Raw genomic sequence first — 26175 nt, 5'->3', positions numbered from 1 at the left:
TGTTCAACCCGTTTTCTTGCCAAGTGTAGGTACAGATGAATTGTATATGGCGCATCCGTTTGCCCGTTCCGGTTGGAGTGGTGAGGCCGATTATATGAGAAACTGTGCTCGTTTAAAAGGTGGAGAAGCGATGTTGTTCACCATCCCTATCTCATGGGACATAAACCGAATTACAGATAAGAACTATAAAAAGCGGTTCATGTCTGGAAAATTGTTGCCAGGAAAATATAAAATAGGCCAACAATTGGCAATCTATATGGATACGGAATTTGAAGTAAAATGATAGAATATGAAAAATAAAATCTTTTTGTCTGTAATTTGCTTGCTGGCCGTTCTTTCGCTACAAGCGCAAACCAACGAACGCTATATTGAAGTGACGGGCACATCGGAAATAGAAATCGTACCCGACAAAATTCATTATCTGATTGAAATCCGAGAATACTTCAAGGAAGAGTTTGACGGGAAGTCGAAACCCGAAGAATATCGCACCAAAGTACCTTTATCAGAGATAGAACAAGGACTGAGAGAAGCCCTTGCCAACGCAGACATTCCACAAAATGCTATTCGCACGCAAGAAATCGGTGACTATTGGCGGCAACAAGGGCAGGACTTCTTGGTTTCCAAGAAATTTGACATTACATTGACCGACTTCAATCAGATAAACGAAATCGTCAAGCGCATCGATACGAAAGGTATCAATTCCATGCGCATCGGCGAACTGGAAAACAAAGATATGTTTGCATACCACCAAATGGGAAAGATTGAGGCATTGAAAGCTGCCCAAAGGAAAGCGACCTATTTGGTAGAGGCATTGGGTAAGAAATTGGGTGATGTGATACGTATTGTGGAGGAAAGGAACAGTAATATTTTCCCGTTTGCGCAAAGCAATGTCTTGTCATCCGATGCTGCCTCATTCGACAACTTCCGCACCATCAAGAAGAGCTATTCCATGCAAGTACGTTTTGAAATCATAGATTAAATGTAAGGCGGACGAAAGAAAAATGCCATATTCTTCTTTTCGTCCGCTTTATTTGTGTACATTTGCATCGAATAAGAGTTGTTTGACGGAAATACACCGCAAATCGCAGAATTTGCGACCGTTGCCAAGTCATTACCTCACCCTTTGAGAAAAGCTCATAAATAGCTTATTTCTAATCCATTCCTATTTTAATATCGGATTTTTATATATAATCGCTTGCCACCCATCACCTTTATAGATACCTATAACATTAGCTACTATGTGAAATGCAAATACAGCGTCGGACACTTGATTTTTAATTTCACTTAATTCGCCTATCTCCCAAACCTTATCTGATAAGGTTACAATCGCATCTTCTGTATTGACATCCATTCCTTGCAGGACATCACTAATTTTTTCAGTTTTCATATTTACATCGTTTTTTAATTGCACATAATGACTGTCAGCGTTCCGCTTATTCAGTCGATTTGCTGTTTGTTATCTATCAATTGATTTTTTGCAATCCAAAATATGTTACAACCGTCTATGCTTTCCACACCATCAGGCTCTTTAGTGCAAAACTCCACCATATCATTTTGTTCTGAAATAATTTTACCCCGTATAAATCCTTTACATGGGAAAGATGTAATTTTTGCTTTACACGATACTATTGACAACTTTTCTTCAAAGAGCCATTCTTTGCCGTATGCGTCATACAAACGACAAGATACCCAATACGGAAAGTCTGAGCTTGTATATTCTAATATAAGAATATCAAGATATACAGAAGGATCGCTCCCTGTTATTTCTTTTTTTAAAAACCTGATATTCATAAACGCCCCTCTATTACCTTCATCTGGAGCTATGGTCCAATTATCATTCCCTTCCCATAATAATAAATCCCCCAAGGCGGTAATACCTCAAACTATGGTTGGTTCTAATAATTTGTCGATATAATCAAACACAAAATCATATTCTTCCGGATTTACAATTTGCAAATATCCGTTTTCGTAAACTCCAAAGCCCATATTTCGCCATATCCAAACCAGTTCTTTTGGGAATTTTCCACGAAACATTTGCTCATACTTAGAAATCATTTCTTCTGATACATCGGAATGCCTTACATAAGTATCCTTGTTTCTTGCAATAAATCTTTTCAAATCTTCCATATTATTAATATCGTGTTTGAATGAGCTATATGAATTACTTACACATGTCAATTTGTTGATTGGCAAAACGACATTGTAACTCTACCATACTGAGTATCAAGCAATAATTGCCATGACCACGAGCAACAAAGATACATATTTACTTTTGATGTCAAATGAAATTGGCCGTCATTCCGAAAAATATTGGGAAAATATACATATAATTCCGATAAAAACAATGAATCATAATCGTGATTTAGCCACAGAAAAAGGCCATGGATTATGCTAATCATGCCACGGAGGCATAACGGCGAATTTGATTGCATAGCACATTGCGGCCATTATTGGTAAGGGTACTTTACAGTTTCATAGTGAGCCTGCCTGGATCTATTGACGCTTATAGTGCATTACACTAAAAGCCGTGTATAAAGGGTCAGTCCGAAAAGCCGGTTGCAATCCTTGCTATAATCGTGTAAAAACATTATCTGCCCCATGAAGCAATGGCAAGTATTACGAACCGTATTCCCTGAGGTTATTACGGATAATTTCGAGTTTACAGATTATATTGAACAAGCCGACCGTTTGGAATATTGGCTTGATGAACGTGAGTATATGTCCCGCGAAGATTACAAAAAGGGTACAGTCCGTCCGTATGGTTTTACTGATTATAAGACCATAGAGGATTTTCCGATCCGTGGCCGCAGTGTTTATCTTCATGTCCGCCGCCGTAAATGGATAGACCGTTCCACCGGCGAGATATTCACTTACGACTTCGACGGCTTGACGGAATCCGGCTCCAAACTCTCCCCCGAGTTTGTTGCTTTTTTAAAAGAAGAGGATTGAGAGCACGGCTGAGAGCATAAAAGGCATAGCCAGTCATTATGGAGTGAACGGCAAACTCCTCAATGCCCAATACAAGGAGCATTTCAGCGACTTCCGCCAGTGGGAGCAATTGGACCATGCCTCGGAGTATCTGATTTATCCTGAAAACATAGGCCCCTGTCTGAGCATAGACGAATCCTGCCTGAGCAGTGACGAAGTCTACACTTTCCTGACCAACAAGGAAGGGCACGGCGGACCTGGAACTTTGGTGGCTGTCATACATGGCACGAAAGCCGAAACGGTAATTGCCGTAATTGAGAAAATTTCACTTCATAAACGTCTTCAAGTGAAGGAGATAACATTAGACCTCTCCTCTTCCATGATGCTGATAGCACGCACTGTTTTCCCAAAAGCACGCATCACCAACGACCGTTTTCACGTGCAGAAACTGTATTATGATGCCATAGATGACTTGCGGGTGTCATTGCGTTGGATGGCAAGGGATTTGGAGAACGGGGAAATGCAGAGATGCCGGGAAGAGGGCATAAAGTACGTCCCTTTCAGGCATGCAAACGGAGATACGCGCAAACAGCTGTTGGCAAGAGCCAAATATATTCTGACCAAACACGAATCCAAATGGACAAAATCACAAAGATGGAGGGCGGACATTATCTTTGAGTTCTATCCCGAACTAAAGCGGGCTTATGAGCTTGCCATGGAACTGACGGACATCTTCAACAGGAAATGCATCAAGGATGTGGCAAGGCTCAAACTGGCAAGATGGTTCAATGAAGTTGAAAAGTTGGCTGGAAATGCCTTTCAGACCGTCATTGGCACTTTTGTAAATCACTATGATACCATACTTAATTTTTTCGTGAACAGGCAAACCAATGCCGGGGCAGAGTCGTTCAATGCCAAAGTAAAGGCTTTCAGAAGCCAGTTCAGGGGAGTAGCTGACATTCCATTCTTCTTGTTTAGACTGTCCAAATTGTGTGCATAGTACTGAAAACGGGAGCAAGGATTGCAACCGGCTTTTCGGACTGACCCGATAAAACAATGAATCATAATCGTGATTTAGCCACCGAATAAGCGCACAACCCGAAATTGGGGTACTCCATCCAACGGCATCACTGATGATATAGGTTTATAAAAAAACGTTGTAAAACAGATGTTTTACAACGTTTTGCATTGCTTTGAAGGCATTTTATCTTCATTGCCGAAGACCTCTTGAAGCCTTTGTGCGGTGCGTACGAGATTCGAACTCGTGACCTCCTGCGTGACAGGCAGGCATTCTAACCTACTGAACTAACGCACCATTTCAATTTTTCCGCTCTCTTCAAGCGGTGCGTACGAGATTCGAACTCGTGACCTCCTGCGTGACAGGCAGGCATTCTAACCTACTGAACTAACGCACCTCTTGTCTTCATTTCTGATTGCGGGTGCAAAGGTAGGCATTTTTTTTGAATCTCCAAAACTTTTCACGAGAAATTTACAAAAAAACTTGCAAAACCTTTGCATCGACAAACTTTTTGCCGTCGAAGAGCCAATCTTTGAGTCTTCCGCAGCCCGTATAGCCCATGCATTCAAACAGTCTGACCGAGACTACATTTGTCTCAGCAACCACCGCATATAATTGATGCAGATGCAACACATCAGAGGCATAGGCCGCCACCTCCCTCAGGGCCATGGCCGCATAGCCACAGCGCCTGTATTTTGACTCTATTACAATGCCGACCTCTGCCCTAAGATGCCTCGGATCAAAGTTCACCAGGTCAACCACCCCGACCGGAACGCCAAGTCCATCATCAATTATAAGCCTTACCTGCTTGTCGATGTATATGTCGTTTGCCGCATTTGCTATATAATCGTGAAGCGCATACCGTGAATACGGCACATTGGTCGCCCCCACGTTCCAAAGCGTGGTGTCGTTTTCAATCTTATACAGCCAATCAAGGTCTTCGGGCTCCATGGCCCTCAACCTTATCTGCTGCTTTGCGCCAAGAGTTGTCATTTAATTATCTCGTCGGGTGTAATAATAATCTTTGTCTTGTTGGAGAACGTCCCGAGTTTCACGTCGGGCCTCGACACTTGCGCCATTATCCCCAGCATAGACTTATAAGAAAAGGCGTCTGTGTCGAACACGACATAGAGAGGCGTTTTTTCCAGATACCGGTTCACCATGTCGATGGCCAACACATAGTTGTTCTCATCGCCGCTGCAGAAGTCGGCCGAGAGCCCCTTCCGCCTCGCTACGAGCCTGCAGCGGTCGGTCATCTGCTTCCCGCCGACGAACAGATACCTCGGGTCGTCGCCCCGCTTGTATATCAGCCCAAGCGACTTGCGCAGCCTGTACGAGAGCATCTTGACCAGAGCTACCAGCGCCTTGACATATACGGCCCCCTTGATGGGAACCGTTATGCAGAAGCTGAGATGGCCGTAATGCTTCCTGAAGAATATGAGCATTGCCTGATAAAACACATGCACGTAGCGGAAAGATGTCTTATGTGTGCTCTCCCCCTTGTAATGCAGTATCGGGTAAGGCAAATACCAGTTTTCATAGCCCCCCTGCAGCAGTCTGTACGACAGGTCGATGTCTTCGCCATACATAAAGAAATCCTCGTCGAGCAGTCCAACCTTGTCGAGCGCCTCGCGCCTCAACAGGCAGAACGCCCCGCTGATTACCTCTATGCAAACGGGCTCTTCCCAGCTCAGGTAGCCCATGTAATACCTGCCGAACGTCCGGCTTTGCGGGAAGCGGGCACAGAGCCCGAACATCTTGTAGAACGATGTCATTGGCGTTGGCAGTCCCCGCCTCGACTCCAGCGCCCTTGTACCGTCGGGATTGTACATCCTGACCCCGGCACCGCCGGCAGCGGGATGCAGGTCCATGAATGCGAGCACATTGCGTATGGTGTCTTCACCAACAAACGTGTCGGGGTTGAGCAGCAGCACGTATTCGCCTGCCGACTGGCGTATGGCTATGTTGTTTGCCCTCGCGAAGCCCAGGTTATGGTTGCAGTCAATGACGGCCACATTCTTGAAACGCCGTGTGATGTATCCCACCGAATCGTCTTTCGAGTGGTTGTCTACCACAAAAATCTCGCTTTCGATGCCGTCGAGCGCCCGCCCAAGACTGTCTAAGCACTGCTCTACGTAGTACTTTACGTTATAGTTTACTATGATTACACTCAGCTTCATATGTCTTTTTCGGCCATTGACACCTCGTAGTAGCATTTCCCCAATGCCGGGAACACAAACGGCATACACAGAAACAGGATGATGGCCATGTACCCAAATGTTGTTGACATGAAGAGATAGTAAAGCAGCGTGTTGGCCACCATGGGCAGCGCAAGCAACAAAATGCGCACTGTTCCCCACCTGGCCAAGGCCCGGTCGGCGCCAACGGCAAGTGCCCGCCTTACCGGGGCAAACCTGAACATGCGCAAAGACAGAGGTATGGCCACAAGCGTGAGCAGCTCCATGGCGGTCATGGCAGCAAACTCGGCACCGCTTGCCGAAGCGCAGGCGCCCACTGCGAGCGCATCGCTCTCATAGGCGGCAACAAGTGCAAGCGACACTACTATGCCTGTCCAAAACTCCGCCATCAATATGTTTCGTGTCTTTTTCATCATTATTTTACTTTCCGTCAAACAATGTCCTATTCTGTATCGACCGGCCCAACGTCACTTCATCGGTGTATTCCAGTTCGTCGCCTACGGATATGCCGCGGGCAATGACGCTCAACCTTACGTCGTATGGCGCCAACTTCCTGTAAATATAAAAGTTGGTGGTGTCGCCCTCCATGGTTGAGCCAAGGGCCAGTATGACCTCTTTCACGCCTCCGCGGGCCACCCGCTCCACCAGCGAGTCTATCTCGATGTCGCCCGGCCCTATGCCGTCCATTGGCGAGATGACCCCTCCCAGCACGTGGTAAAGGCCATGAAACTGCATGGTAGCCTCGACGGCCATGACGTCCTGCACGTTCTCCACCACGCATATCGTTGCCCCGTCACGGCTGTGGTCGGAACATATAGGGCAAACGTCGCCGTCGCTTATATTGTGGCAAACGGAGCAATACTTAACCTCACGCCTCAACTTGCCCACGGCACCGACAAAGCGCTCCACCTCGTCGGCATCTCGCCTGAGCAGGTGAAGCACAAGCCTCAGGGCCGTCTTGCGGCCTATGCCGGGCAACTTGGCAAACTCGTCGACGGCTTTTTCCAACAATTGTGAAGGATATTGCTGTATCATATTTGCGCCTCCTTCATTTGTTTTCTATCTCGCTGAGTTCCAGCCACCTCATGCTCTTCTCGTCAAGCTCTTCGTTAAGCAGCGGCAACCGCTTGCTCTTCTCTGTGAGCTCGGCCACGGAGAGGGTGCCGCTGCACAGCGCCTCCTCAATTGACTTCTTCTCTTCTTCCAGGGCGGCTATGTCTTTCTCGAGCTCAGCAAACTCCATTCTCTCCTTGTATGTCATACGTCGTCTGACCTCATGCCGCGGCTGTTGCGGCGCGGCCTTACGCACCTTGGCTTCCGTCTCCACCTCTGCCTTCGACTGGAGCGAGCTCCATGCCCTGTATTGGGTATAATTGCCGGGGAAATCTTTTATCACCCCATCGCCCTTGAACACCAGCAAATGGTCGACCACCTTGTCCATGAAATAGCGGTCGTGGCTCACCACGATGACGCAACCGGGGAAGTCGGCAAGATATTCTTCCAATATCTGCAACGTCACTATGTCGAGGTCGTTGGTTGGCTCGTCGAGCACGAGGAAGTTTGGATTGCGCATCAGCACTGTGCACAGATACAGTTTGCGGCGCTCGCCACCGCTCAGCTTGCTCACATAGTTGTGCTGTTGTTCGGGCGTGAACAGGAAATGCTGCAGGAACTGCGACGCCGTGAGGTGGCGTCCGCCGCCCAAGTCAATGTAATCGGCAATGTCCCTTACAACGTCTATCACCTTCTGGCCCTCGTCAAACTTAAGTCCTTCCTGCGAGAAATAGCCGAAGCGCACCGTGTCGCCTATCACAATCCGCCCGGAATCCGGCTGCTCGAGCCCGAGCAGCATCTTGACAAACGTCGACTTGCCGGTGCCGTTGTTGCCCACGATGCCCATCTTCTCGTAACGCGCGAAGTTGTAATAGAAGTCCTTCATTATGACATGCTCGCCCGACCATGCCTTCGATATGTACTGGCACTCGAATATCTTGCTGCCTATATATACATTTGAAGACTTCAGCCTCATCTGCCTCTCCTCCATGCGCTGCTTGGCCACCCGCTCCAACTCGTAGAATGCGTCTTCGCGGTATTTGGCCTTGTGTCCGCGGGCCTGCGGCATTCGCCTCATCCAGTCGAGCTCACGGCGATACAGGTTGTTGGCCCTGGCTATCTCGGCCCGGCGTGCGTCAAGCCGCTCCTGGCGCTTTTCGAGGTAATAGCTGTAGTTGCCGCGGTATGTATAAATGCGCTTGTCGTCGAGCTCCAATATCACCGAGCACACCCTGTCGAGGAAAAAGCGGTCGTGCGTCACCATCAGCAGCGTCTTGTTGCCGCTCGACAGGTAGCCCTCGAGCCACTCTATCATGTCCAAGTCAAGGTGGTTGGTGGGCTCGTCGAGTATCAGCAGGTCGGGCTCGGTGATGAGCACATTGGCCAGTGCCACCCTTTTCTGCTGCCCTCCGCTGAGCTGCCCCATCGGTTGCGACAGGTCGCGAATCTTAAGCCGCGTCAGTATCTGCTTCGCCTTAAGCACCAGGGCGTCGTCGCCGTGATGGTTGAAGCAGGCGTCGAGCACCGACTCAGCCGGGTCGAACACCGGCGACTGCTCGAGGAAGCCCACTTTCAGGTCGCGGCGAAATATTATCTCGCCGGCGTCGCGCCCCTCCTTGCCCGAGAGCACCGAGAGCAGCGTCGACTTGCCCGTCCCGTTTTTGGCAATCAGCCCCACCCGCTGGCCTTCAGCTATGCTGAAGCTGATGTCCTCAAACAGCACGAGCGCCCCGAACGTCTTGGTCAGGTTCTGTACGTCAAGAAACGGTTTGTCCTTTGCCATGTCCTTATGCGTCCTTGAGAGACTTGTTTACCGAGTCGATATATCCGAGCAACTCTTCTTTGCCCACCCTCGTTTCCGACGATGTTATGAATATAGGCGGCAGCTCTTCCCATGTCTCCGTCAGCTTGGCCTTGTATGCCTCGACATTGCCGGCAACCTTGCCGGCCGACAGCTTGTCGGCCTTCGTAAACACGATGGCAAACGGTATGCCGCTGGCGCCCAGCCAGTTGATGAATTCAAGGTCTATCTGCTGCGGCTCATGCCTCACGTCGACAAGCACAAACACGCATGCCAACTGCTTGCGCTGCAGAATGTAGCCGCTTATCATCTGCTCCAGGCGGGCCTTCTCTGTCTTCGATCGCTTGGCATAGCCATAGCCGGGCAGGTCTACCAAATACCACTCACGGTTTATTATGAAATGGTTTATCAGCAGCGTCTTGCCGGGCATGGCCGACGTCTTAGCCAGCTTTTTCTTGCCGCACAACATATTTATTAGGCTCGATTTCCCAACGTTCGAACGGCCAATGAATGCATACTCTATCCTGTTGTCCTTTGGGCACATCGACTCACGCGGCGCGCTCAAAGTAAATTCGGCTGTATTTATTTCCATCGCTATTTATCTGTTTTGACTGCAAAATTAAGGCAAAACGAATGAATTACAAAGAAATGGCATGGCTTTTTAACAGCCGATAATAGTTTTTGCGATGTGTATGGCAGCCTACGACTGAATGAAGCGGCCCTGTCGGCGGCACTGTCAACGATGCAGGGCCGGGCTGCCCACACTGCCCGATGCGCACGGGGCGGCTGCGCTCCGGACAGTGCAAGATAGGGTTTGGGGCGGGGCGAAACGGATGGCCCGCGGTAAAACAAGATTACACTTATGGCCATGCCTGACGCCGGCGGCACCATAGGATGGCAAGACGGCACATTCCGGCCTGCCATACGGCACGTTTCGCACAGCGACAAAGGCCGTTTGGCCATAGCATTCGGCCCGTTTGGCAAACGCCTCACAGCCAGCTTGTTGCGCCGGATGCCGCGAGCAGCATTTTTTATTACAACAAATGGCCGCCAACCGAGGCCATGACGCTACAGGCAAGCCATGGAGCCAGACCGGCAGCGGGCATGGCGCCATGGCGATGACATGCAACCGAAGGATGGCCATGGGCCGCACAAACAAAGGCCACCGGCACCGAAAAATCATCATTTCAGTGTATTATTACCACCCAAAAGACCAATTTCAGGGCCGTCTCCGTGCCAAATATCACTAATAATTGCGATTGCCTACTGCTCGAATTATGCCTAACTTTGCACCCGAAATCAAAAATCATATCACTCAACTCATATACACCGACATGAATAAATCGCCATATCAATTGCGGTATAGCCTTCTACTCATATCCGTATTTGCGTTTGCTCTTACAAGCGCCCAACAAGCATTAAAGCTGACAAGCATAGTTACCGACAAGGCTGACGGCGTGCCGCTGAGCCATGCCCGCGTGGAGGTGCGCTCCGCCGAAGGCAATGCCTTGGCCGGAGGGGCCCTGACCGGGGCCGACGGCAAGGCCACCATACAACTGGGCAAGGCGGGCAGATACACCGTGAGCGTGAGCCTGCTGGGCTACAGGAAGCACAGTGGCACGGTCGACTTGAAGTCGTCTGAAACGATGGCCATCAAGATGGAGGTAGACGAAAAGTCTCTCGGCGAAGTGGTGGTCGACGGCCTGAGCCCCACAGAAAAGGTGGCACGGCTGGCATACAATGTTTCACTTATAGAGACAGACAAGTTTAAGAACACCACCATGGACCTGGCAAGCGTGATGGACCGCATAAGCGGCGTGAGGATAAGGCAGGGCGGCGGAGTGGGCTCAGATGCCGACGTGTCGCTCAACGGATTCTCGGGCCGCCACGTAAAGGTGTTCATCGACGGGGTTCCGATGGAAGGCATGAGCTCGGCCTTCGGGCTCAACAACATACCTGCCGGGCTGGCCAAGCGCATCGAGGTGTACAAGGGCGTTGTGCCCATAGAGCTCGGAGGCGACGCCCTGGGCGGGGCCATCAACATCGTGACAGACAAAAGCCGGCGCACCAGGGTCAACGCGTCTTACTCGTTTGGCTCGTTCAACACTCACAAGACCAACGTCTACACCGAGTATACGGCCCAAAACGGTTTCCACGTTTCGCTGAACGCCTACCAAAACTATTCGGACAACGACTACAAGGTGAACATCGACCACTACACGGACTTCACCAACAACAGCGTGGTCTACGGCGACTTCGAGGTGCGACGCTTCCACGCCAGGTACCACAACGAGGCCGCCGTGCTCAAGGTGGGCGTGGTAGACAAGCCTTTTGCCGACAGGCTGCTGCTCGGATTCACCGGCGGCTATGAGTACAAAGAGACCCAGAACGCATCGAACATGAACTGGGTGTACGGCGCCCGATACACCACAGCAAGCACCCTGATGCCGACGCTGACATACGAGAAACGGTTTGACGTGCTCGAAGGGCTGCATGTGTCGCTCAACGGCAACTACAACTTCGGCAAGTCGTATGCTGCCGACACGGCCAGCTGCAACTACAACTGGCTGGGAGAACGCGGCCCCGACAAGAGCGCCCCGGGCGAACTGTCGTACACAAAATACCACTACCGCGACCACAACGGCGCGGCCAACCTGGCCGTAGCGCTGTTTCCGGCCCCGGGCCACTCTGTGTCTGTAAGCTCAACACTGACCACCTTCTCGCGGTCGGGCAAGGATGAGACCGTCAGCAAGCCAGAATACGACCACCCGCAAAAGAGCGTCAAGGCCACATCGGGCCTTAGCTACAAGTACGACTACAGGGGAATATGGAACACGTCGGCCTTCGTGAAAAACTATGTCAACCACCTTGAGGCATGGCTCGACCCCGACGGCGGAAGCAACTACCGCGACATGAGCTCCACTGAGTCGTATTGGGGAGGCGGGCTGGCCACTACTTATTTCATAGGCAAGCGCCTGCAGCTGCGCCTTTCTTATGAATATGCCTACAGGCTGCCAACGAGCCGCGAACTGTTCGGCTCGGGCGACGACATAGAGAGGGGCAACGCCACGCTCAAGCCCGAGACGAGCAACAACGTCAACCTGGGGGTCACGGTGCGCCCCATGGACACGCCGGCACACCGGCTTACCATTGACGCCGCATTGCAATACCGCGACATCAACGACTACATACGCCGCACCACAAACAACGACAACGGGCGCGCCAGCTCAAGCAACGAAGGGGGCGTGCGCAGCATAGGCGGCGACATGAGCCTGAGATACACCTACAACGGCATGTTGTTTGTCGGGGCCAATTTCAGCTACTTCGACATGCGCAGCATGATGAAGTACAAAACGGGCACACAAAGCCTGAGCCTCAACTACAAAGAGCGCATACCGGCCATGCCATACATGTATGGAAACGCTGAAGCTGGCGTGAGCCTCAACGACGTGGTGGTCAAGGGCACTCTGCTCGACATACACTACATGATGAGCTATGTGCATGAGTTCAACTACGAGTGGAACACATACAACAACAGCGAACTGGAAGTGCCGACGCAGATTTCGCACGACATCAACATAAGCTACAGCTTCGGAAGGCAACGCGAATTTACGGTGTCGGCCGAATGCCGCAACATTTTCGACGAAAGACTCTACGACAACTTCAAGATGCAGAAGCCCGGACGGTCGTTCGCCTTCAAAGTGGCCTACAACTTCAACAAGTGAAACAATGACACTGACATTGAAAAAACAATAAACATTAAAGACAAATGAAAAAAGACTTAAGACTCATTGGCCTCGGCATGCTGGCGTGTGCCATAACGGCCTGCACCAGCGACGACGACACAAACCCAGGCTCAACAACGCCGCCTAACGGCAACAGCACCGAACAGTATATAGTGATGAGCAGCTCGGGAGAGAGCAACGGGGCCTACCTGCAACAGGTTGACAGCATTGCGTCGGGGCTGCTCGACGCTACAAGCAACACCAACAACCGCATCTTCTTCAGCGGCAACAACCCCGACTTCGTGAACTATGGCAACAAATATCTGATTGGGATGAACTACCCTTCGCAGGGAGGCTCGTCGTCAGACTATATCACCAAGGCATGGAAACTGTCTGACGGAACCATGGTGCAGCACGGCAGCGGACTGGCGCTCGATGGCGATGTCAAGGCAAGGGGCATATTCAAAAACTACCTCATAGGGCTCTCCGACCAGACCGGCGACGGACACTATGAGCGCGTGAAGTTCATTGAACTGGAAAACTTCAACCGCGCGGTTGTCGACGGGATAATAGATTGCGACAACCTCGATGCCGAACCGGCCAGCCTGATGGAAGGCGAGACATGGGGAGTGGGCGACCTGGCAGGATACGGAGACTATGTGCTGATGGCTTACTGCACAAAACACATAGAGCCCGACGACCAGTCGACACGCGCAAAAGCCACCTACAGCACCGACCTGGCCAACAACCTGTATATCGGCGTATATGAGTTTGACCCAGAAGACAGCCAGAAAGAGTATCTGAAATACCAACACACGATTGTGCGCAAGAGCGCCGACCACCCGGGACAAGAGGCCGGACAGATAAAAGGCAACAACCGATCGCGCACTGAGACGGGCATCGAAGTGGTGGGCGACGACATATACCTGTTCTGCCAGAGCACAATCAAGAACTCTGACGAAACCGCCCCGCAGATGCCTTCGGCCGTGCTGAGGATAAGCGGAAGCAACATCGACAACGGGATGCCGGTGGGTATTGACAGCGACTACTACGTTAACCTGACCGAAAAGACAGGCCACTACCTATGGAGATGCTACTATATAGGCGACAACAAGTTTTGCCTTCAGCTATTCTCTGAGCCCGGCAACAGCGGCGTGGCCGAGGGGTCGCACAAGAAGTTCGGCATTTTCGACGTCGAGACAATGGAATACAACGAGGTGAGCGGTCTGCCCTCGCCCTCTGAGATACAGGACATCGCACTGCCGGTGGCCATCGACGAAAGCCGCAACACCATCACCTTCGAAATGCAACTGGCCGACGGCTCACGCGCAGCGCTCTACACGATAGACAAAGACGGCAATGCCGTGCGAGGCATGGAGGTCAACACGGAGTCTATCCTGGGTGTGAGCCTGCTTAAAGAAGACCAATAAACAAGGCCTGCACAATGAAAAAGACATTCAGAAAAATACACCTTTGGCTCTCTGTCCCCTTCGGGCTGATTATCTCTATAATCTGCCTGACGGGGGCAGCCTTGGTTTTTGAGCGTGAAATCAATGATGCGATAAACAGCCATCTCTACGAGATTGAGCCTCCTGAAAACGCAAGGGCGCTCGACATTGCAACAATAGCGCACCGCGTAAGCGAACAGGTAGACGACTCGCTGAGCATTGCCAGCATCATCATTCCGGCTGAAAAAGACCGCTCTTACCAAGTAACGTTCAGCAACTTACGCAAGCGCTCGCTCTGTGTAAACCAATACACCGGCGAAGTATTGGGGTGGCCGGAAAGCCATCCGTTCTTCCAGACCGTGCGACAGCTGCACCGTTGGCTCATGGACGTGCCGCCTAAGAAAGGCGACAAAACGGCCGGCAAGACCATTGTCGGGGTTTCAACTCTGGTCATGGCCATCATCCTACTGTCGGGGTTGGTCGTATGGTGGCCCAAAAACAGGAAAGCATTGAAGCACCGGCTGCGGGTTTCCTGCACCAAAGGGTGGCGACGGCTATGGTATGACTGCCATGTGGCGCTGGGCTTCTACTCTACCCTGGTCTTGCTCGTCATGGCTTTGACAGGCCTCACATGGTCGTTCGGATGGTACAGGACGGCCGTCTACGGCATGTTTGGAGCCGACACGCAAAAGCAAAGCCACGCACGGGCCGACAACAACAGCAAGAATGGAAAAACGAAGGCCGGCAAACCCCAAACCGACTACACCGCATGGGACAAGGCGGCACGCAACATTGCAGCCCTATACTCGGGCGACTACTCGTCGATAACGATTGCCAATGGCACCGCACAGGTGAGCAAGAACGGCGAAGGATACCTCAGGCACGTGGACAAACTGACGTTCAACACCAAGGACGGACTCGTGAAAAGCATAACGACATGGGGCGAAACTCCACGCGAGGCCAAGTTAAAAGGATGGTTTTATGCCTTCCACACCGGAGCTTGGGGGGGCCCGACAACAAAGGTTATCTATTTCATCATGGCTTTGATTGGCGCTATATTGCCCCTGACAGGCTACTATCTGTGGATAAAACGGATGATGGCCAGACGAAAGAAAAACAGCTGAAAGCCCGCAACGGCGCCATTACCAAAAAACAAAGACATTGGCAAAGCCTGCTTACCGAGCGTAAGCGAAGACTTGCCAATGTCTTTTTCATATCTTTACCGCCCCCTGCGGCAACCCTCAAAACGGCGGGTTCTGGCTATCCTCAGCCGTAACGGAGCCACCATCGGGCTGCGACGGCCGGGCTGCAGCGCCCCCATCGCTTGCCGCGGGGCGAGGCCTGACGCTCAGCAACTCTATGTTCTCGGCCCAAACCTCGGTCACATTGTGCTTTACACCGTGCTTGTCGTTATACGTGGTATACCGTATGCGCCCCTCAACATAGAGCTTGTCGCCCTTGTGTACATACTTCTCTACAATCTCGGCAAGCCGCCTCCACAAAACAACATTATGCCAGTCTGTGCGCTCTGGCACCTGTGTTCCATTCTGGAGCACGTAGCCGCGCTCGGTCGTAGCCATCGTAAGCCTGGCCACGGCCACCCCTTGGTCAACGTACCTTACTTCAGGTTCCCTGCCCACATTACCAATAAGCATCACCTTATTCATGACAAAACCTAATCAGGATGAACAAGAAAACTCAACAAGCACACAGAGCCAATGAAGCATTACTTGCATTGCCCCAAGTAGCGGAACTTGAAATTCTTGCCTTTTGCCGACGGAAACTGGCTGCGACTGTCTACACGCTGGCGCAGATGCTCGACTATACGGTTGTAGCAATCCATGCCCGAGACGGCCTTGCACTGGGCAACAAAATGCGTATCGCGGTACTGGAACTTGCCGGTGCCGGGCACCTGAAGCACGCGTTTGAAATCAATCACGCCCTCATACCACCCTGGAAGCTCCTCGTTGAGGTGGGCTATTACCGGTGACACTATCTTCTCGCGGTCGTTGGCAGGCGAAACGCTGTGCAACGCACGCTTCTCCTTGAAGTCGAGCATGGTAGCTGCCTCGGTCTTGATTATAATGAAATATACACGTGGACGTATCTTGTAACGCTTTGGGTAATACACATCACTCGCTGCGTACTCACGGATATCTTCCTCCAACATGGGATTCATGCCAATTTCATCAATACTTGCCAAGAAGTCGATGGCATCATCTACATTATGGACTAAAATCTCCCTATCGAAATATCTTAAGTACAAATTCATTTGGTAATGTTGTTTTTCTGAGTAAAATAAAAGAAGAGCGGAAAACGGGACTCGAACCCGCGACCCCGACCTTGGCAAGGTCGTGCTCTACCAACTGAGCTATTTCCGCGAAAAATGGTGAAGAGGAGGAGACTCGAACTCCCACGTCGCAATTAACACTACCCCCTCAAAGTAGCGCGTCTACCAATTCCGCCACCTCTCCATCAAACAAGAAAAAAGAGTGCCCAGAACAGGACTCGAACCTGCACGCCTCGCGGCACACGCACCTGAAACGTGCGCGTCTACCAATTCCGCCACCTGGGCTTTTGCTTGAGCATCCCGTGCTCAAAAACTCTTTTGTACATAATGTCGAGCGGAAAACGGGACTCGAACCCGCGACCCCGACCTTGGCAAGGTCGTGCTCTACCAACTGAGCTATTTCCGCTTTTGCATTTCCTTTTGTAAGGAGCGTTTCTCTTAACGCGGTGCAAAGGTACGACTTTTTTTGAAACCTGCAAAATTTTCGGCAACTTTTTTCTCGTTTTTTTTCAATTCATGCGTTTTTTGTAGTCTTCATACCCAAAAGAGCGCATAATTTCGAGATTTCCGTCTGCATGCAGGAAGCCTATTGCAGGATGCGAAATACCGTTGAACATCGTGGTCTTGACGGTGGTATAATGGAGCATGTCTTCAAAAACCACGGTATCGCCCACGGCGAGCGGCTTCTGAAAACGCCACGCCCCCATAAAGTCGCCGGCCAGGCAGCTGTTGCCCCCAAGCCTGTATGTGCAAGGCTCACATGCCGCCTCAAGCGGCAACAGCTGCGCCCCCCTCACCTCGGGGTGGTATGGCATCTCCAGGCAATCGGGCATGTGGCATGTAAAGCTAACGTCGAGTATGGCCGTTTTTATGCCTTGGTCTTCCACCACGTCAACCACATGTGACACCAGGCTGCCCGTACGCCATGCGAAAGCGCTGCCCGGCTCAAGTATGACATCCAGGTTGGGGTAACGAGAATGGAATCCCCTGATGGTATCGACAAGCAGGTCTGTGTCGTACCCCTCGCGCGTCATGAGATGCCCGCCGCCAAAGTTTATCCACCTCAACTGAGGGAACCACTTTGAAAACTTATCCTCGATATGCACCAATGTACGCGCAAACACGTCTGCCCCGCTCTCGCAATGGCAGTGGCAATGAAAGCCATCGACCCCCTCGGGAAGCCGTTCGGGGAGCTTGTCGGGCGATATGCCGAAGCGGGTTCCGGGCGCACACGGATTATAAAGCATTGTGCCGACCTCCGAGTAGCCCGGGTTTATGCGCAGCCCAAGCGAGAGCTGTGGGTTTACATCGCGCACGCGAGACGAATATCTGGCATACTGTGTCAGCGAATTAAACGTGATGTGACTGGAGCACCGGGCTATCTCGTCGATCTCGGCGTCGGTATACGCCGGCGAGAACGTGTGCGCCGGCGCCCCGAACTCATCGAAGGCAAGCCTGGCCTCGCTCAATGAGCTCGCTGTGGTAGAGTGTATGTATTCCCTGAACACGGGGAACGTCTTCCACAAGGCGTATGCCTTAAATGCCAGTATAATCTCGGCATCGGCCCGCCTGGCCACATCGGATATCAACTGGAGGTTACGCCTCAACAGCGTTTCCTCTAATATATAAATAGGTGTATGCATACCTTCAAACGTTGTTGCGTCAACTTTCATGATTTATTTTGCTGCAATGGTTTAACTTCCGGCTTGCCCTGCCAAGTTTGTTGCCGCAGGAAAGCCGCCGCAAAGATACGCAAAATCCGCGTGAAAAACAAATGAATGACGGGCATACTGCCCAGGGCGGAACGCTCATAAAGGCAGCAGGGCCGAGGCGTCCCACTGGCAACGCTTCATGTCGACATGGCCGTTTGCCCGAAAGGCCACACCTTCGGCCCTGAGCGCAGCAGCCTGGCCTGGCCAGCACGGAGCCGTACGGCCCGAAGCGCCGACCACCCTGTGGCAAGGTATGCCCTCGCCCGCCCCGACACAGCTGAGCACCCGGCCCACCATGCGGGCATGGCTGGGCCAACCGGCAAGACAAGCCACCTGGCCATACGTGGCCACCATGCCGGCGGGGATGGCCGCCACTACTTCGCACACCGCACGCCTGAACTCGCAAGCATCGGGCTTCATAGGTTCGCCCTCCCCTCAACCCCGAGCAGAAAGCGTTTCGCGTCGATGCCTCCGGCATAACCGGTGAGCGAGCCGTCGGCCCCCACCACCCTGTGGCATGGAACGAAAATGGAAACAGGATTGGCCCCGTTGGCGTTTGCGACCGCCCTGCTTGCACCGGAGCGGCCCAGAAGTTGGGCCAGGCACCCGTAAGACACGGTATGCCCATAGGGCACCGACATCAACTGCCGCCACACCTCTTGCTGGAACTCGGTGCCCACCAGCATCAATGGCACGGTAAAGGCAACGCGGTTGCCTGCAAAATACTCGTCGAGCTGCAAGGCCGCCTCGGTTGTCACCGGCGAAGCCATTTCACAGGCACCGACACCCAAGCGACGCTCCAAACTGGCCTGCGCACGCCCGGGATGCAGCTCACGGGCCCACGCGCAAAGGCACAGGCGACCGTCGAAAGCCCCGAGCAAAAGTTTGCCGCAGGGCGATTGGTAACTCACAATCGCAATATTACTTGATGTTGACATTATTATTGTTGCATAATTTACATTAAACACAAACGCACAGAGCGCCAAGACCCTTGGGGAAACAGCGCACGCAAATATACATCTTTTCGGCCACACAGGCAACACATCTGTGAGAAAAGTGGCACACACAGCGCACAGCCGGCGCTGAAACCAAGCGCATTGCGCAAAGCCAACACACCACCGCCCGGCTGCAACCGGCAAACCGCAATAGCAATACGACCCATATCGCCCCTCAGTACAGGCCGTTTCAGACTGCAAAACATGCCGTTTTGCAACGCCAAAAGTGCCGTATTGCCAACACCCTGAGACACAGCCAGTTGGCAAGCGCCATAGCATACAAGCCAAACAAACGCCCTAATGGCACAGGCGGGAAAGCCATAAGCCAAGACGAAAAGCACCCCCTAAAAACACCCCGGAGAAGCCATAACGACCGAATGACACAACAAACAAGCCACAACAGAGCAAAAACGGCATGCCAAAAGGAACGGCAGCCACAATCAAACAGCGTGAAACCGCCGTGTGCCCACACAACAAATTTTATTGAAAAAACGCAATAAAAACTTTTGGTGTTGCCAAAATTAATTCGTATATTTGCACTCGTTATCCTGAAAACAATCTTTTTACCTTAAAACGGCTAATACCTATAAGATATAGAGCGATTGTCTGTGAGGATCGTCGCTTTATTTTTTGCCTCGACATTTTTAGTTAATTAAGGTTAACCACGAATTCATTCCATAAGCCATACGTCCCATTATTCACAAAAAAGCAGTAACTTTGCGGCCGATTTAGTCCGTGGAGGCTTGAGAAAGTGATGGCATGAGGCCATTCCGCCTTGCGGAAAAAACCGTTTAACATAATAAATAATGTACGCAATCGTAGAAATTAACGGTCAACAGTTCAAGGCTGAGCAGGGCAAGAAGCTCTTTGTTCACCACATCAAGAACTCGGAAGCGGGTCAGGCTGTTGAGTTTGAGAAGGTGCTGCTTGTAGACAAAGACGGCAGCGTGGAAGTAGGCGCACCCACCGTGGACGGCGCAAAAGTAGTGTGCGAGGTAATCACCCCGCTCGTAAAGGGTGACAAGGTCATCGTGTTCAAGATGAAAAGGCGCAAGGACTACCGCAAGAAGAACGGCCACCGCGCACAGTTCACCGAAATCAGAATTAAGGAAGTAATCGCTTAAACCAAAGGAGGAAACAAGAAAATGGCACATAAAAAAGGTGTTGGTAGTTCCAAGAACGGTCGCGAGTCAGCTTCACAACGACTCGGAGTGAAAATCTGGGGTGGCCAGAAAGTGATAGCAGGCAACATCATCGTTCGCCAGCGTGGCACAAAGCACAATCCCGGCAAGAACGTAGGCATCGGCAAAGACGACACACTCTACGCCCTGACCGACGGCATAGTCAACTTCAAGAAAGGCCGGAAAAACAAGAGCTTCGTATCCGTAATACCTGAGGGCGAGGCATAATAAAAACCAAACAACAACTTATTCCAAACAAACAACAGACTCCCGCGGCACTCATCAGAGAGCCGCGGGAGCCTGCCTTTAATGACACATGCCGCAACGGCAAACAGCCGCACGCCGCGACGGCAACACCGACAGACGGGCGGCGCAGAAGCAACCTGCCACCATGCCGCCCGAAAACAAATAGAATTTGCAAACAAACCGCTTCTTCATTTAATACCATGCCACAAAAACAATCCTCGACAAAGATTTAGACCAAAAGTAGAAACTTTTGCCACGGTTAAATTGCATTATTCCTATAAAATTGCTACTTTTGCAGAGAATATGCCGACGCCGGGCGCAACCGACGCCAAAGCGCCATGCTGACGGCACAGACCACACTGCACAAGAAGAGAGAAAAGGCAGACAATGAAACTCATAATAATGACCAAGCCCACGTTCTTCGTGGAGGAAGACAAGATACTCTCATCACTCTTCGACGAGGGCCTTGACAACCTGCATCTTTACAAGCCGGGAGCTGCCCCGATGTATTCGGAAAGGCTGCTGACCCTGCTGCACGAAGACTACTATAACAAGATAACCGTTCACGGCCACTTCTATCTAAAAGACGAATACGGACTTAAAGGCATACACATAGACGACGCCACCAGCCTGCCGCCAAACGGATACAAAGGACATGTGAGCCGCACGTGCCACACGCTGGACGAACTGAAGGACGCGAAGAAAAAGTCGAACTATGTGTTCCTGAAGAATGTGTTCGACAGCCTTACCAACGGCAACGAGAAAGCTTCGTTCACCATTGAGCAATTGGAAGACGCCGCCAGCCACGGACTGATAGACAAGAAGGTGTATGCGCTGGGCGGGATGAACATAGAAAACATACGCACGGCCCGAGAACTGGGATTCGGCGGGGTTGTTGTGTGCGGCGACCTGTGGAACCGCTTTGACATCCACAACCAGCTCGACTACAAGGAACTCATACTCCATTTTGAAAGGCTCCGCAAAGCCACAAACTGAAAGCACATTACATAAACAAACAACAATAAAATGAGCGAACAAAACTCTTACATGGTCTTCTCGGGTACCAATACGAGATACCTCGCAGAAAAAATCTGCAAAAGTTTGGATTGCCCGCTGGGGCAGCTCCTCATAACGAAGTTCTCTGACGGAGAATTTGCTGTCTCATACGAAGAGTCCATCCGTGGTCGCGATGTGTTCCTGGTACAGAGCACATTCCCCAACTCAGACAACCTGATGGAGCTGCTGCTGATGATAGACGCCGCAAAACGGGCATCGGCCAGGACCATCAACGCCGTAATACCCTACTTCGGATGGGCACGGCAAGACCGCAAGGACAAACCGAGGGTGAGCATAGGAGCAAAGCTCATTGCCGACCTGCTCAGCGTGGCCGGCATAGACAGGCTCATCACCATGGACCTGCACGCAGACCAGATACAAGGATTCTTCAACGTGCCGGTAGACCACCTGTATGCTTCTGGGGTACTACTGCCCTACCTGCAAAGCCTGAAACTGAAGGACATGGTGATAGCTTCGCCTGATGTCGGCGGCTCAAAGCGTGCCAACACTTACGCCAAATACTTCGGCTGCCCGCTGGTGCTCTGCAACAAGACACGCGCCAGGGCCAACGTGGTGGAAAGCATGCAGATAATAGGAGACGTCAAAGGAAAGAACGTCATAATCATCGACGACATGGTGGACACGGCCGGGACAATTACAAAGGCTGCCGACATAATGAAGGAAGCCGGAGCCCTCACCGTGAGGGCATGTGCCTCGCACTGTGTCATGAGCGGCCCGGCCAGCGAGCGGGTGCAGAACTCATCACTCGAAGAAATCGTGTTCACCGACTCGATACCCTACTCTAACCGCTGCGCCAAAATCAAGCAAATATCGGTTGCGGACATGTTTGCTGAAACGATAAGGCGAGTGATAAACAACGAAAGCATAAGCAGCCAATACTTGGTGTAACAAGGCGAAATATGCGCAAGGACACTATAACTGTACTGACGGCGGCAAGCATGATGCTTGCCGCTTGTCAGTCTGGCTCTTTCAAGATAAGCGGCAGTGGAGAAAAGCTAGTCGATGGAGACACAGTGATAATGGCAAGGGCCAACAGCGAAGGGCAGCCTGTAGACACGGCAGTGGTGAAAGACGGCAAATTTGAGTTTGAAGGCAAGGCTGATTCTACACGTTTCTGCATTGTTTTCTCAACAAAAGACAGGGAAGCCCAGCTGCCTTTCTTTGTGGAAGGCGGCAATATAAGGCTCTACATGGCAGACAGCCCTCTGACAATGGAGGTTGGGGGCACAACGATGAACAACAAATGGCAGGACTTCGTCGATGAGACGGCTGGCATCGGGCTTGACATAAACAGGCTTGCATCGCGCCTCTACGACACAAAGGCCGACCACCAAGCCCGCCAAGAGATTATGGACTCTATAACTGAGCTGAACAAGATGTTTGAAGAAATACTTATCAGCAAGGCCACGAAAAACATCGACAATGAGTTTGGGGCTTTCTTATTGACATATTACAACCGGTTCATCAATCGGGATAAAAGACATGAACTGGAACAAAAAATGCCCGGCGAATTGCGCAAAAAAACGTTCTGACAATAACGGTCAGTTGAAGTTGAATACGTCAACGGCACTTGTGGGCAAGCCACGAAGTCTGTTTTTTGGAAATACCTTGCCGGCGACGGAATGACAAAGCGTCAATAGGATGCCTGGCAACGTATGGCCTTGCATGGTAAACCTTGATGTTTTGCAGAAACCAATTCACCCTATCTTTACTTACCAACCATTGCTGTGACATGTGCCTGGCCGTGAACCGCAACGCAAAATGCATGGCTCTGCTGCAAGACTTAACCGACATGGCAAGGCCATCACTGAGGCAAGGCACTGCCAGCAGAAGAACAAAAGGCGCAGAAGCATGCTGCATGGGCTATGCTTCTGCGCCTTGATGACACATGCCTTCAATGGCATGAACTCAGTTTCCGGTCACTATCACTTGTCGTTTGGCAGGGTGAACCACTTGACATAGCAGAAATCCTGACGGTGCGGCAGCTTTGAGTTCTTCGGATACATCCTTATGGCACCCTTGAAAGTTCCGGCGCTATTTGCTTCCAACTTACCCTCAAATGTGTAATTGTTGCCTTCGTGCGAAACAACCTTGAGCGGTATGATGGTGGATATGCGCTCCTCGCCGTCGTCGTCGCTCTTGACTGACACAAACTCCAATCCGATGGCATCATCAAGCCCCTGCTCGTTGAGAACATACTTGATGGTGTATTCCTTGCCTGTCTCTACACCACTGGCAGGTATGTCCCACTCGCATGAAACAACCTCGATGGCATCCCAACGCTCTGCAACGACCTCTTTCCACTGTGCAATCTCCTTGGCAACACGGTTGTCGTCTGCCGAAAGCATCTTGAAACGGGCAGCTTCCTTCTCGTAGAACTTGCTATAATAATCGTCGAGCTGACGCTTCATAGTGTAATGAGGAGCAATCTGGGCAATTGAGTTCTTGATGACCTTGATCCAACCCTCGCTGTAGCCCTTCTCGTTCTTGGCGTAATAGAGCGGTATGATCTCACGCTCAAGCATGCTGTAGATTGTTGCTGCGTCAAGCTGATCCTGATAGCTTTGGTTCTGGTAAGTACGCTTCTCGGTCAAAGCCCATCCAGCTCCCTCACGATAGCCTTCCAACCACCAGCCGTCAAGCACAGACAGGTTGACAACACCATTCATCTCAGCCTTCTCTCCTGATGTACCAGAAGCCTCAAGCGGACGTGTCGGGGTGTTCATCCAAATGTCAACGCCAGCTACCAGGCGGCGTGCCAACTGATAGTCGTAGTCCTCCAGGAATATTATCTTGCCAAGGAACTCCGGGCGCTGGCTTATCTCGTAAATCCTCTTTATCAGTCCCTGACCGGCACCGTCGGCGGGATGTGCCTTCCCCGAGAAAAGGAACTGAACCGGACGCTCTGGGTTGTTCACTATCTTTTCAAGGCGCTCAAGGTCTGTAAACAGCAAGTGGGCGCGCTTGTATGTGGCGAACCTACGGCAGAAACCGATGATCAACGCATTAGGATTGATTCGCTCAAGCAATGATACGACACGCGATGGGTCGCCCTGATTGCGCAACCATTTCTCAGAAAACTGCATCCTGATGTAATCGACGAGCTTCTTCTTCAAAGCCATTCTGGTGTCCCAAATCTCATCATCGGGCACTTTATATATGGCTTCCCAGATGCTTTGGTTGCTCTGGTCGCTCATGAACGACTCATCAAAATACTTCGCATAAATCTTTCTCCATTCTGTTGCGGCCCATGTCGGCATGTGAACACCATTGGTTACATAACCTACATGGTTTTCTTCGGGATAATAACCGTTCCAGATGCTTGAGAACATCTTCTGGCTTACCCATCCGTGCAGCTTGCTTACCCCGTTGACTTCTTGGCATGTGTTGCAAGCAAACACCGACATACAGAACTTCTCGGAATGATCATTGGGGTTGTTTCGGCCCATTCCGATAAGCTCATCCCATGATATTCCGAGCTTTGCGGGGTAGCCACCCATGTACTTTCCAAACAAGCCTTCGTCGAAGTAGTCGTGGCCCGCGGGCACCGGAGTGTGCACAGTATACAATGAAGACGCGCGCACGAGCTCCATAGCCTGGTTGAACGACAGTCCGCTTTCAACATAATCACACAGACGCTGCAGGTTGCAAAGCGCTGCATGGCCTTCGTTGCAGTGATAAATATCTTTGCTAATGCCAAGCTTCTTCAGCATGAGAACACCACCAATGCCCAAGAGAATCTCCTGCTTAAGGCGGTTTTCCCAATCACCTCCGTACAAAGAGTGAGTGATAGGCTTGTCAAATTCAGAGTTCATCTCGTTGTCAGTGTCAAGAAGATAGAGCTTTATGCGCCCAACATTGACACGCCACACATATGCATGAACAAAATAATTAGTATACGGAACGTCAACAACGAGCGGGTTGCCGTCGCTGTCAAGCTGGCGCTCGATGGGCAGGAGGTTGAAGTTCTGAGCCTCGTAATTGGCAATCTGCTGCCCATCCATGCTCAGAGACTGCTTAAAGTAGCCATAACGGTAAAGGAAACCGACAGCACACATATCCACATTGCTGTCTGATGCCTCCTTAAGATAGTCGCCGGCAAGCATGCCCAAGCCGCCAGAATAAATCTTCAAGACCTGATTCAAGCCGTATTCCATTGAAAAATATGCCACCGAAGGACGCTTGCGATTAGGCTTAACGTCCATGTAATCGCGGAATAACCCATAGACGTTCTTCACCTTCTTCATGAGAGCCTTGTCCTTTACGATTTCTTCCTTGCGCTCATAGCTAAGCCGCTCAAGCAAAAGAACGGGGTTGTGATCTACCTCGCGGTACAGCTCGGGTGACAGTTCACGGAAGAGGTCCCGTGCCTCATGGTTCCAAGACCACCACATGTTGTGGGCCAGTTCATCCAGACACTTAAGCTGTTCAGGCATGCCTGACCTAACGTTCAACTCTTTCCACTGAGGAACGTTAACATAATCTGCTTTAATTTTCATATTT

26 protein-coding genes, 6 tRNA genes and 1 pseudogene are annotated in these 26175 nt (G+C 51.2%); 12 read left to right on the top strand and 21 right to left on the bottom strand.

The features are described 5' to 3' along the window. Both H6B30_RS13600 and H6B30_RS13595 read left to right on the top strand, forming a co-directional pair. Nucleotides 1-283, top strand: a pseudogene (locus H6B30_RS13600) (hypothetical protein); the annotation flags it as partial. Nucleotides 284-289: 6 nt separating this feature from the next. Further along, the gene (locus tag H6B30_RS13595; RefSeq protein WP_205111497.1) at nucleotides 290-979 is read left to right on the top strand and encodes an SIMPL domain-containing protein; all 690 of its coding nucleotides are present in this window, start codon (nucleotides 290-292) and stop codon (nucleotides 977-979) included. 183 nt (nucleotides 980-1162) lie between these two features. Here H6B30_RS13595 and H6B30_RS13590 read toward each other — a convergent pair whose 3' ends face one another. The 3 genes from H6B30_RS13590 to H6B30_RS16410 form a co-directional block, all read right to left on the bottom strand. After that, nucleotides 1163-1387 (bottom strand): hypothetical protein, encoded by a 225-nt coding sequence (locus H6B30_RS13590; RefSeq protein WP_205111495.1) that lies wholly within the window; start codon nucleotides 1385-1387, stop codon nucleotides 1163-1165. 50 nt (nucleotides 1388-1437) lie between these two features. Continuing rightward, nucleotides 1438-1791: a hypothetical protein gene (locus H6B30_RS16415; RefSeq protein ID WP_239484051.1), complete on the bottom strand. Its 354-nt coding sequence runs from the start codon at nucleotides 1789-1791 to the stop codon at nucleotides 1438-1440. An 87-nt stretch (nucleotides 1792-1878) separates the two neighbouring features. Beyond that, complete coding sequence (locus tag H6B30_RS16410; RefSeq protein ID WP_239484049.1) at nucleotides 1879-2127, bottom strand: GAD-like domain-containing protein; 249 nt, start codon at nucleotides 2125-2127, stop codon at nucleotides 1879-1881. A 471-nt stretch (nucleotides 2128-2598) separates the two neighbouring features. Between H6B30_RS16410 and H6B30_RS13580 the strand changes: the two genes are divergently transcribed. Together H6B30_RS13580 and H6B30_RS13575 are read left to right on the top strand one after the other, a co-directional pair. Then, nucleotides 2599-2949 carry an ISAon1 family transposase N-terminal region protein gene (locus H6B30_RS13580; RefSeq protein WP_205111493.1) on the top strand — a complete coding sequence of 117 codons (351 nt, stop codon included), beginning with the start codon at nucleotides 2599-2601 and terminating at the stop codon, nucleotides 2947-2949. Beyond that, the gene (locus H6B30_RS13575) at nucleotides 2945-3928 is read left to right on the top strand and encodes an ISAon1 family transposase (protein WP_439116970.1); all 984 of its coding nucleotides are present in this window, start codon (nucleotides 2945-2947) and stop codon (nucleotides 3926-3928) included. Before H6B30_RS13580 ends, H6B30_RS13575 begins: the two co-directional genes overlap by 5 nt. A 241-nt stretch (nucleotides 3929-4169) precedes the next feature. On the opposite strand, the gene H6B30_RS13570 is transcribed toward H6B30_RS13575, so the two are convergent. The 8 genes from H6B30_RS13570 to yihA form a co-directional block, all read right to left on the bottom strand. Further along, nucleotides 4170-4243 (bottom strand) — tRNA-Asp (locus H6B30_RS13570). A gap of 26 nt (nucleotides 4244-4269) precedes the next feature. Beyond that, nucleotides 4270-4343 (bottom strand) — tRNA-Asp (locus tag H6B30_RS13565). Between the two features lie 74 nt (nucleotides 4344-4417). Continuing rightward, nucleotides 4418-4939 carry a GNAT family N-acetyltransferase gene (locus H6B30_RS13560; RefSeq protein ID WP_205111491.1) on the bottom strand — a complete coding sequence of 174 codons (522 nt, stop codon included), beginning with the start codon at nucleotides 4937-4939 and terminating at the stop codon, nucleotides 4418-4420. Next, on the bottom strand, nucleotides 4936-6126 hold the full coding sequence (locus H6B30_RS13555; protein ID WP_205111489.1) for a glycosyltransferase family 2 protein: 1191 nt from the start codon (nucleotides 6124-6126) through the stop codon (nucleotides 4936-4938). The genes H6B30_RS13560 and H6B30_RS13555 overlap by 4 nt, the downstream gene beginning before the upstream one ends. Continuing rightward, entirely contained in the window at nucleotides 6123-6560 is a 438-nt protein-coding gene (locus H6B30_RS13550) for a hypothetical protein (RefSeq protein ID WP_205111487.1), read from the bottom strand. The genes H6B30_RS13555 and H6B30_RS13550 overlap by 4 nt, the downstream gene beginning before the upstream one ends. A gap of 4 nt (nucleotides 6561-6564) precedes the next feature. Then, entirely contained in the window at nucleotides 6565-7179 is a 615-nt protein-coding gene (gene recR / locus H6B30_RS13545; protein ID WP_205111485.1) for a recombination mediator RecR, read from the bottom strand. A 13-nt stretch (nucleotides 7180-7192) separates the two neighbouring features. Next, entirely contained in the window at nucleotides 7193-8980 is a 1788-nt protein-coding gene (locus H6B30_RS13540) for an ABC-F family ATP-binding cassette domain-containing protein (protein ID WP_205111483.1), read from the bottom strand. A 4-nt stretch (nucleotides 8981-8984) separates the two neighbouring features. Beyond that, complete coding sequence (gene yihA / locus H6B30_RS13535; RefSeq protein WP_205111481.1) at nucleotides 8985-9590, bottom strand: ribosome biogenesis GTP-binding protein YihA/YsxC; 606 nt, start codon at nucleotides 9588-9590, stop codon at nucleotides 8985-8987. A 742-nt stretch (nucleotides 9591-10332) separates the two neighbouring features. Between yihA and H6B30_RS13530 the strand changes: the two genes are divergently transcribed. Genes H6B30_RS13530 through H6B30_RS13520 form a run of 3 tightly spaced genes read left to right on the top strand, consistent with a single transcriptional unit; the run spans nucleotide 10333 to nucleotide 15295 of the window. Further along, nucleotides 10333-12723 (top strand): TonB-dependent receptor, encoded by a 2391-nt coding sequence (locus H6B30_RS13530; protein WP_205111479.1) that lies wholly within the window; start codon nucleotides 10333-10335, stop codon nucleotides 12721-12723. A gap of 44 nt (nucleotides 12724-12767) precedes the next feature. Further along, nucleotides 12768-14153 carry a DUF4374 domain-containing protein gene (locus H6B30_RS13525; RefSeq protein WP_205111477.1) on the top strand — a complete coding sequence of 462 codons (1386 nt, stop codon included), beginning with the start codon at nucleotides 12768-12770 and terminating at the stop codon, nucleotides 14151-14153. A gap of 14 nt (nucleotides 14154-14167) precedes the next feature. Next, nucleotides 14168-15295: a PepSY-associated TM helix domain-containing protein gene (locus H6B30_RS13520; protein ID WP_205111475.1), complete on the top strand. Its 1128-nt coding sequence runs from the start codon at nucleotides 14168-14170 to the stop codon at nucleotides 15293-15295. Nucleotides 15296-15412: 117 nt separating this feature from the next. Here H6B30_RS13520 and H6B30_RS13515 read toward each other — a convergent pair whose 3' ends face one another. From H6B30_RS13515 to H6B30_RS13475, 9 genes are all read right to left on the bottom strand, one after another. After that, a complete protein-coding gene (locus tag H6B30_RS13515; RefSeq protein ID WP_205111473.1) occupies nucleotides 15413-15838 on the bottom strand; it encodes a single-stranded DNA-binding protein in 426 nt (141 codons plus the stop codon). Nucleotides 15839-15897: 59 nt separating this feature from the next. Continuing rightward, entirely contained in the window at nucleotides 15898-16443 is a 546-nt protein-coding gene (locus H6B30_RS13510) for a hypothetical protein (RefSeq protein ID WP_205111471.1), read from the bottom strand. 36 nt (nucleotides 16444-16479) lie between these two features. Next, nucleotides 16480-16552 (bottom strand) — tRNA-Gly (locus H6B30_RS13505). Nucleotides 16553-16558: 6 nt separating this feature from the next. Beyond that, nucleotides 16559-16645: transfer RNA gene (locus H6B30_RS13500), tRNA-Leu, on the bottom strand. A 19-nt stretch (nucleotides 16646-16664) separates the two neighbouring features. Continuing rightward, a tRNA-Leu gene (locus tag H6B30_RS13495) sits at nucleotides 16665-16746 on the bottom strand. 48 nt (nucleotides 16747-16794) lie between these two features. Next, nucleotides 16795-16867: transfer RNA gene (locus H6B30_RS13490), tRNA-Gly, on the bottom strand. Nucleotides 16868-16970: 103 nt separating this feature from the next. Continuing rightward, complete coding sequence (gene nspC / locus H6B30_RS13485) at nucleotides 16971-18134, bottom strand: carboxynorspermidine decarboxylase (RefSeq protein ID WP_205111469.1); 1164 nt, start codon at nucleotides 18132-18134, stop codon at nucleotides 16971-16973. Between the two features lie 135 nt (nucleotides 18135-18269). Beyond that, the gene (locus H6B30_RS13480) at nucleotides 18270-18593 is read right to left on the bottom strand and encodes an MGMT family protein (protein ID WP_205111467.1); all 324 of its coding nucleotides are present in this window, start codon (nucleotides 18591-18593) and stop codon (nucleotides 18270-18272) included. Continuing rightward, a complete protein-coding gene (locus H6B30_RS13475) occupies nucleotides 18590-19111 on the bottom strand; it encodes a methylated-DNA--[protein]-cysteine S-methyltransferase (protein WP_205111465.1) in 522 nt (173 codons plus the stop codon). The genes H6B30_RS13480 and H6B30_RS13475 overlap by 4 nt, the downstream gene beginning before the upstream one ends. An 863-nt stretch (nucleotides 19112-19974) precedes the next feature. Here H6B30_RS13475 and rplU point away from each other — a divergent pair. From rplU to H6B30_RS13450, 5 genes are all read left to right on the top strand, one after another. Further along, nucleotides 19975-20292: a 50S ribosomal protein L21 gene (gene rplU, locus H6B30_RS13470; protein WP_205111463.1), complete on the top strand. Its 318-nt coding sequence runs from the start codon at nucleotides 19975-19977 to the stop codon at nucleotides 20290-20292. Between the two features lie 21 nt (nucleotides 20293-20313). Next, nucleotides 20314-20577 (top strand): 50S ribosomal protein L27, encoded by a 264-nt coding sequence (rpmA, locus tag H6B30_RS13465; RefSeq protein WP_205111461.1) that lies wholly within the window; start codon nucleotides 20314-20316, stop codon nucleotides 20575-20577. Between the two features lie 405 nt (nucleotides 20578-20982). Then, complete coding sequence (locus H6B30_RS13460) at nucleotides 20983-21591, top strand: thiamine phosphate synthase (RefSeq protein WP_205111459.1); 609 nt, start codon at nucleotides 20983-20985, stop codon at nucleotides 21589-21591. A 30-nt stretch (nucleotides 21592-21621) separates the two neighbouring features. After that, complete coding sequence (locus H6B30_RS13455) at nucleotides 21622-22560, top strand: ribose-phosphate pyrophosphokinase (protein ID WP_205111457.1); 939 nt, start codon at nucleotides 21622-21624, stop codon at nucleotides 22558-22560. Nucleotides 22561-22571: 11 nt separating this feature from the next. Beyond that, nucleotides 22572-23204: a DUF4369 domain-containing protein gene (locus H6B30_RS13450; RefSeq protein ID WP_205111455.1), complete on the top strand. Its 633-nt coding sequence runs from the start codon at nucleotides 22572-22574 to the stop codon at nucleotides 23202-23204. Nucleotides 23205-23597: 393 nt separating this feature from the next. On the opposite strand, the gene glgP is transcribed toward H6B30_RS13450, so the two are convergent. After that, the gene (gene glgP / locus H6B30_RS13445) at nucleotides 23598-26171 is read right to left on the bottom strand and encodes an alpha-glucan family phosphorylase (protein ID WP_205111453.1); all 2574 of its coding nucleotides are present in this window, start codon (nucleotides 26169-26171) and stop codon (nucleotides 23598-23600) included. Nucleotides 26172-26175 lie beyond the last annotated feature (4 nt).

The organism is Marseilla massiliensis (assembly GCF_016899955.1).
In the GTDB taxonomy this organism is placed as follows: domain Bacteria; phylum Bacteroidota; class Bacteroidia; order Bacteroidales; family Bacteroidaceae; genus Prevotella; species Prevotella intestinigallinarum.
Note: the sequence above shows the minus strand (reverse complement) of the source record. Positions and strands in the feature narration are given on the sequence as shown.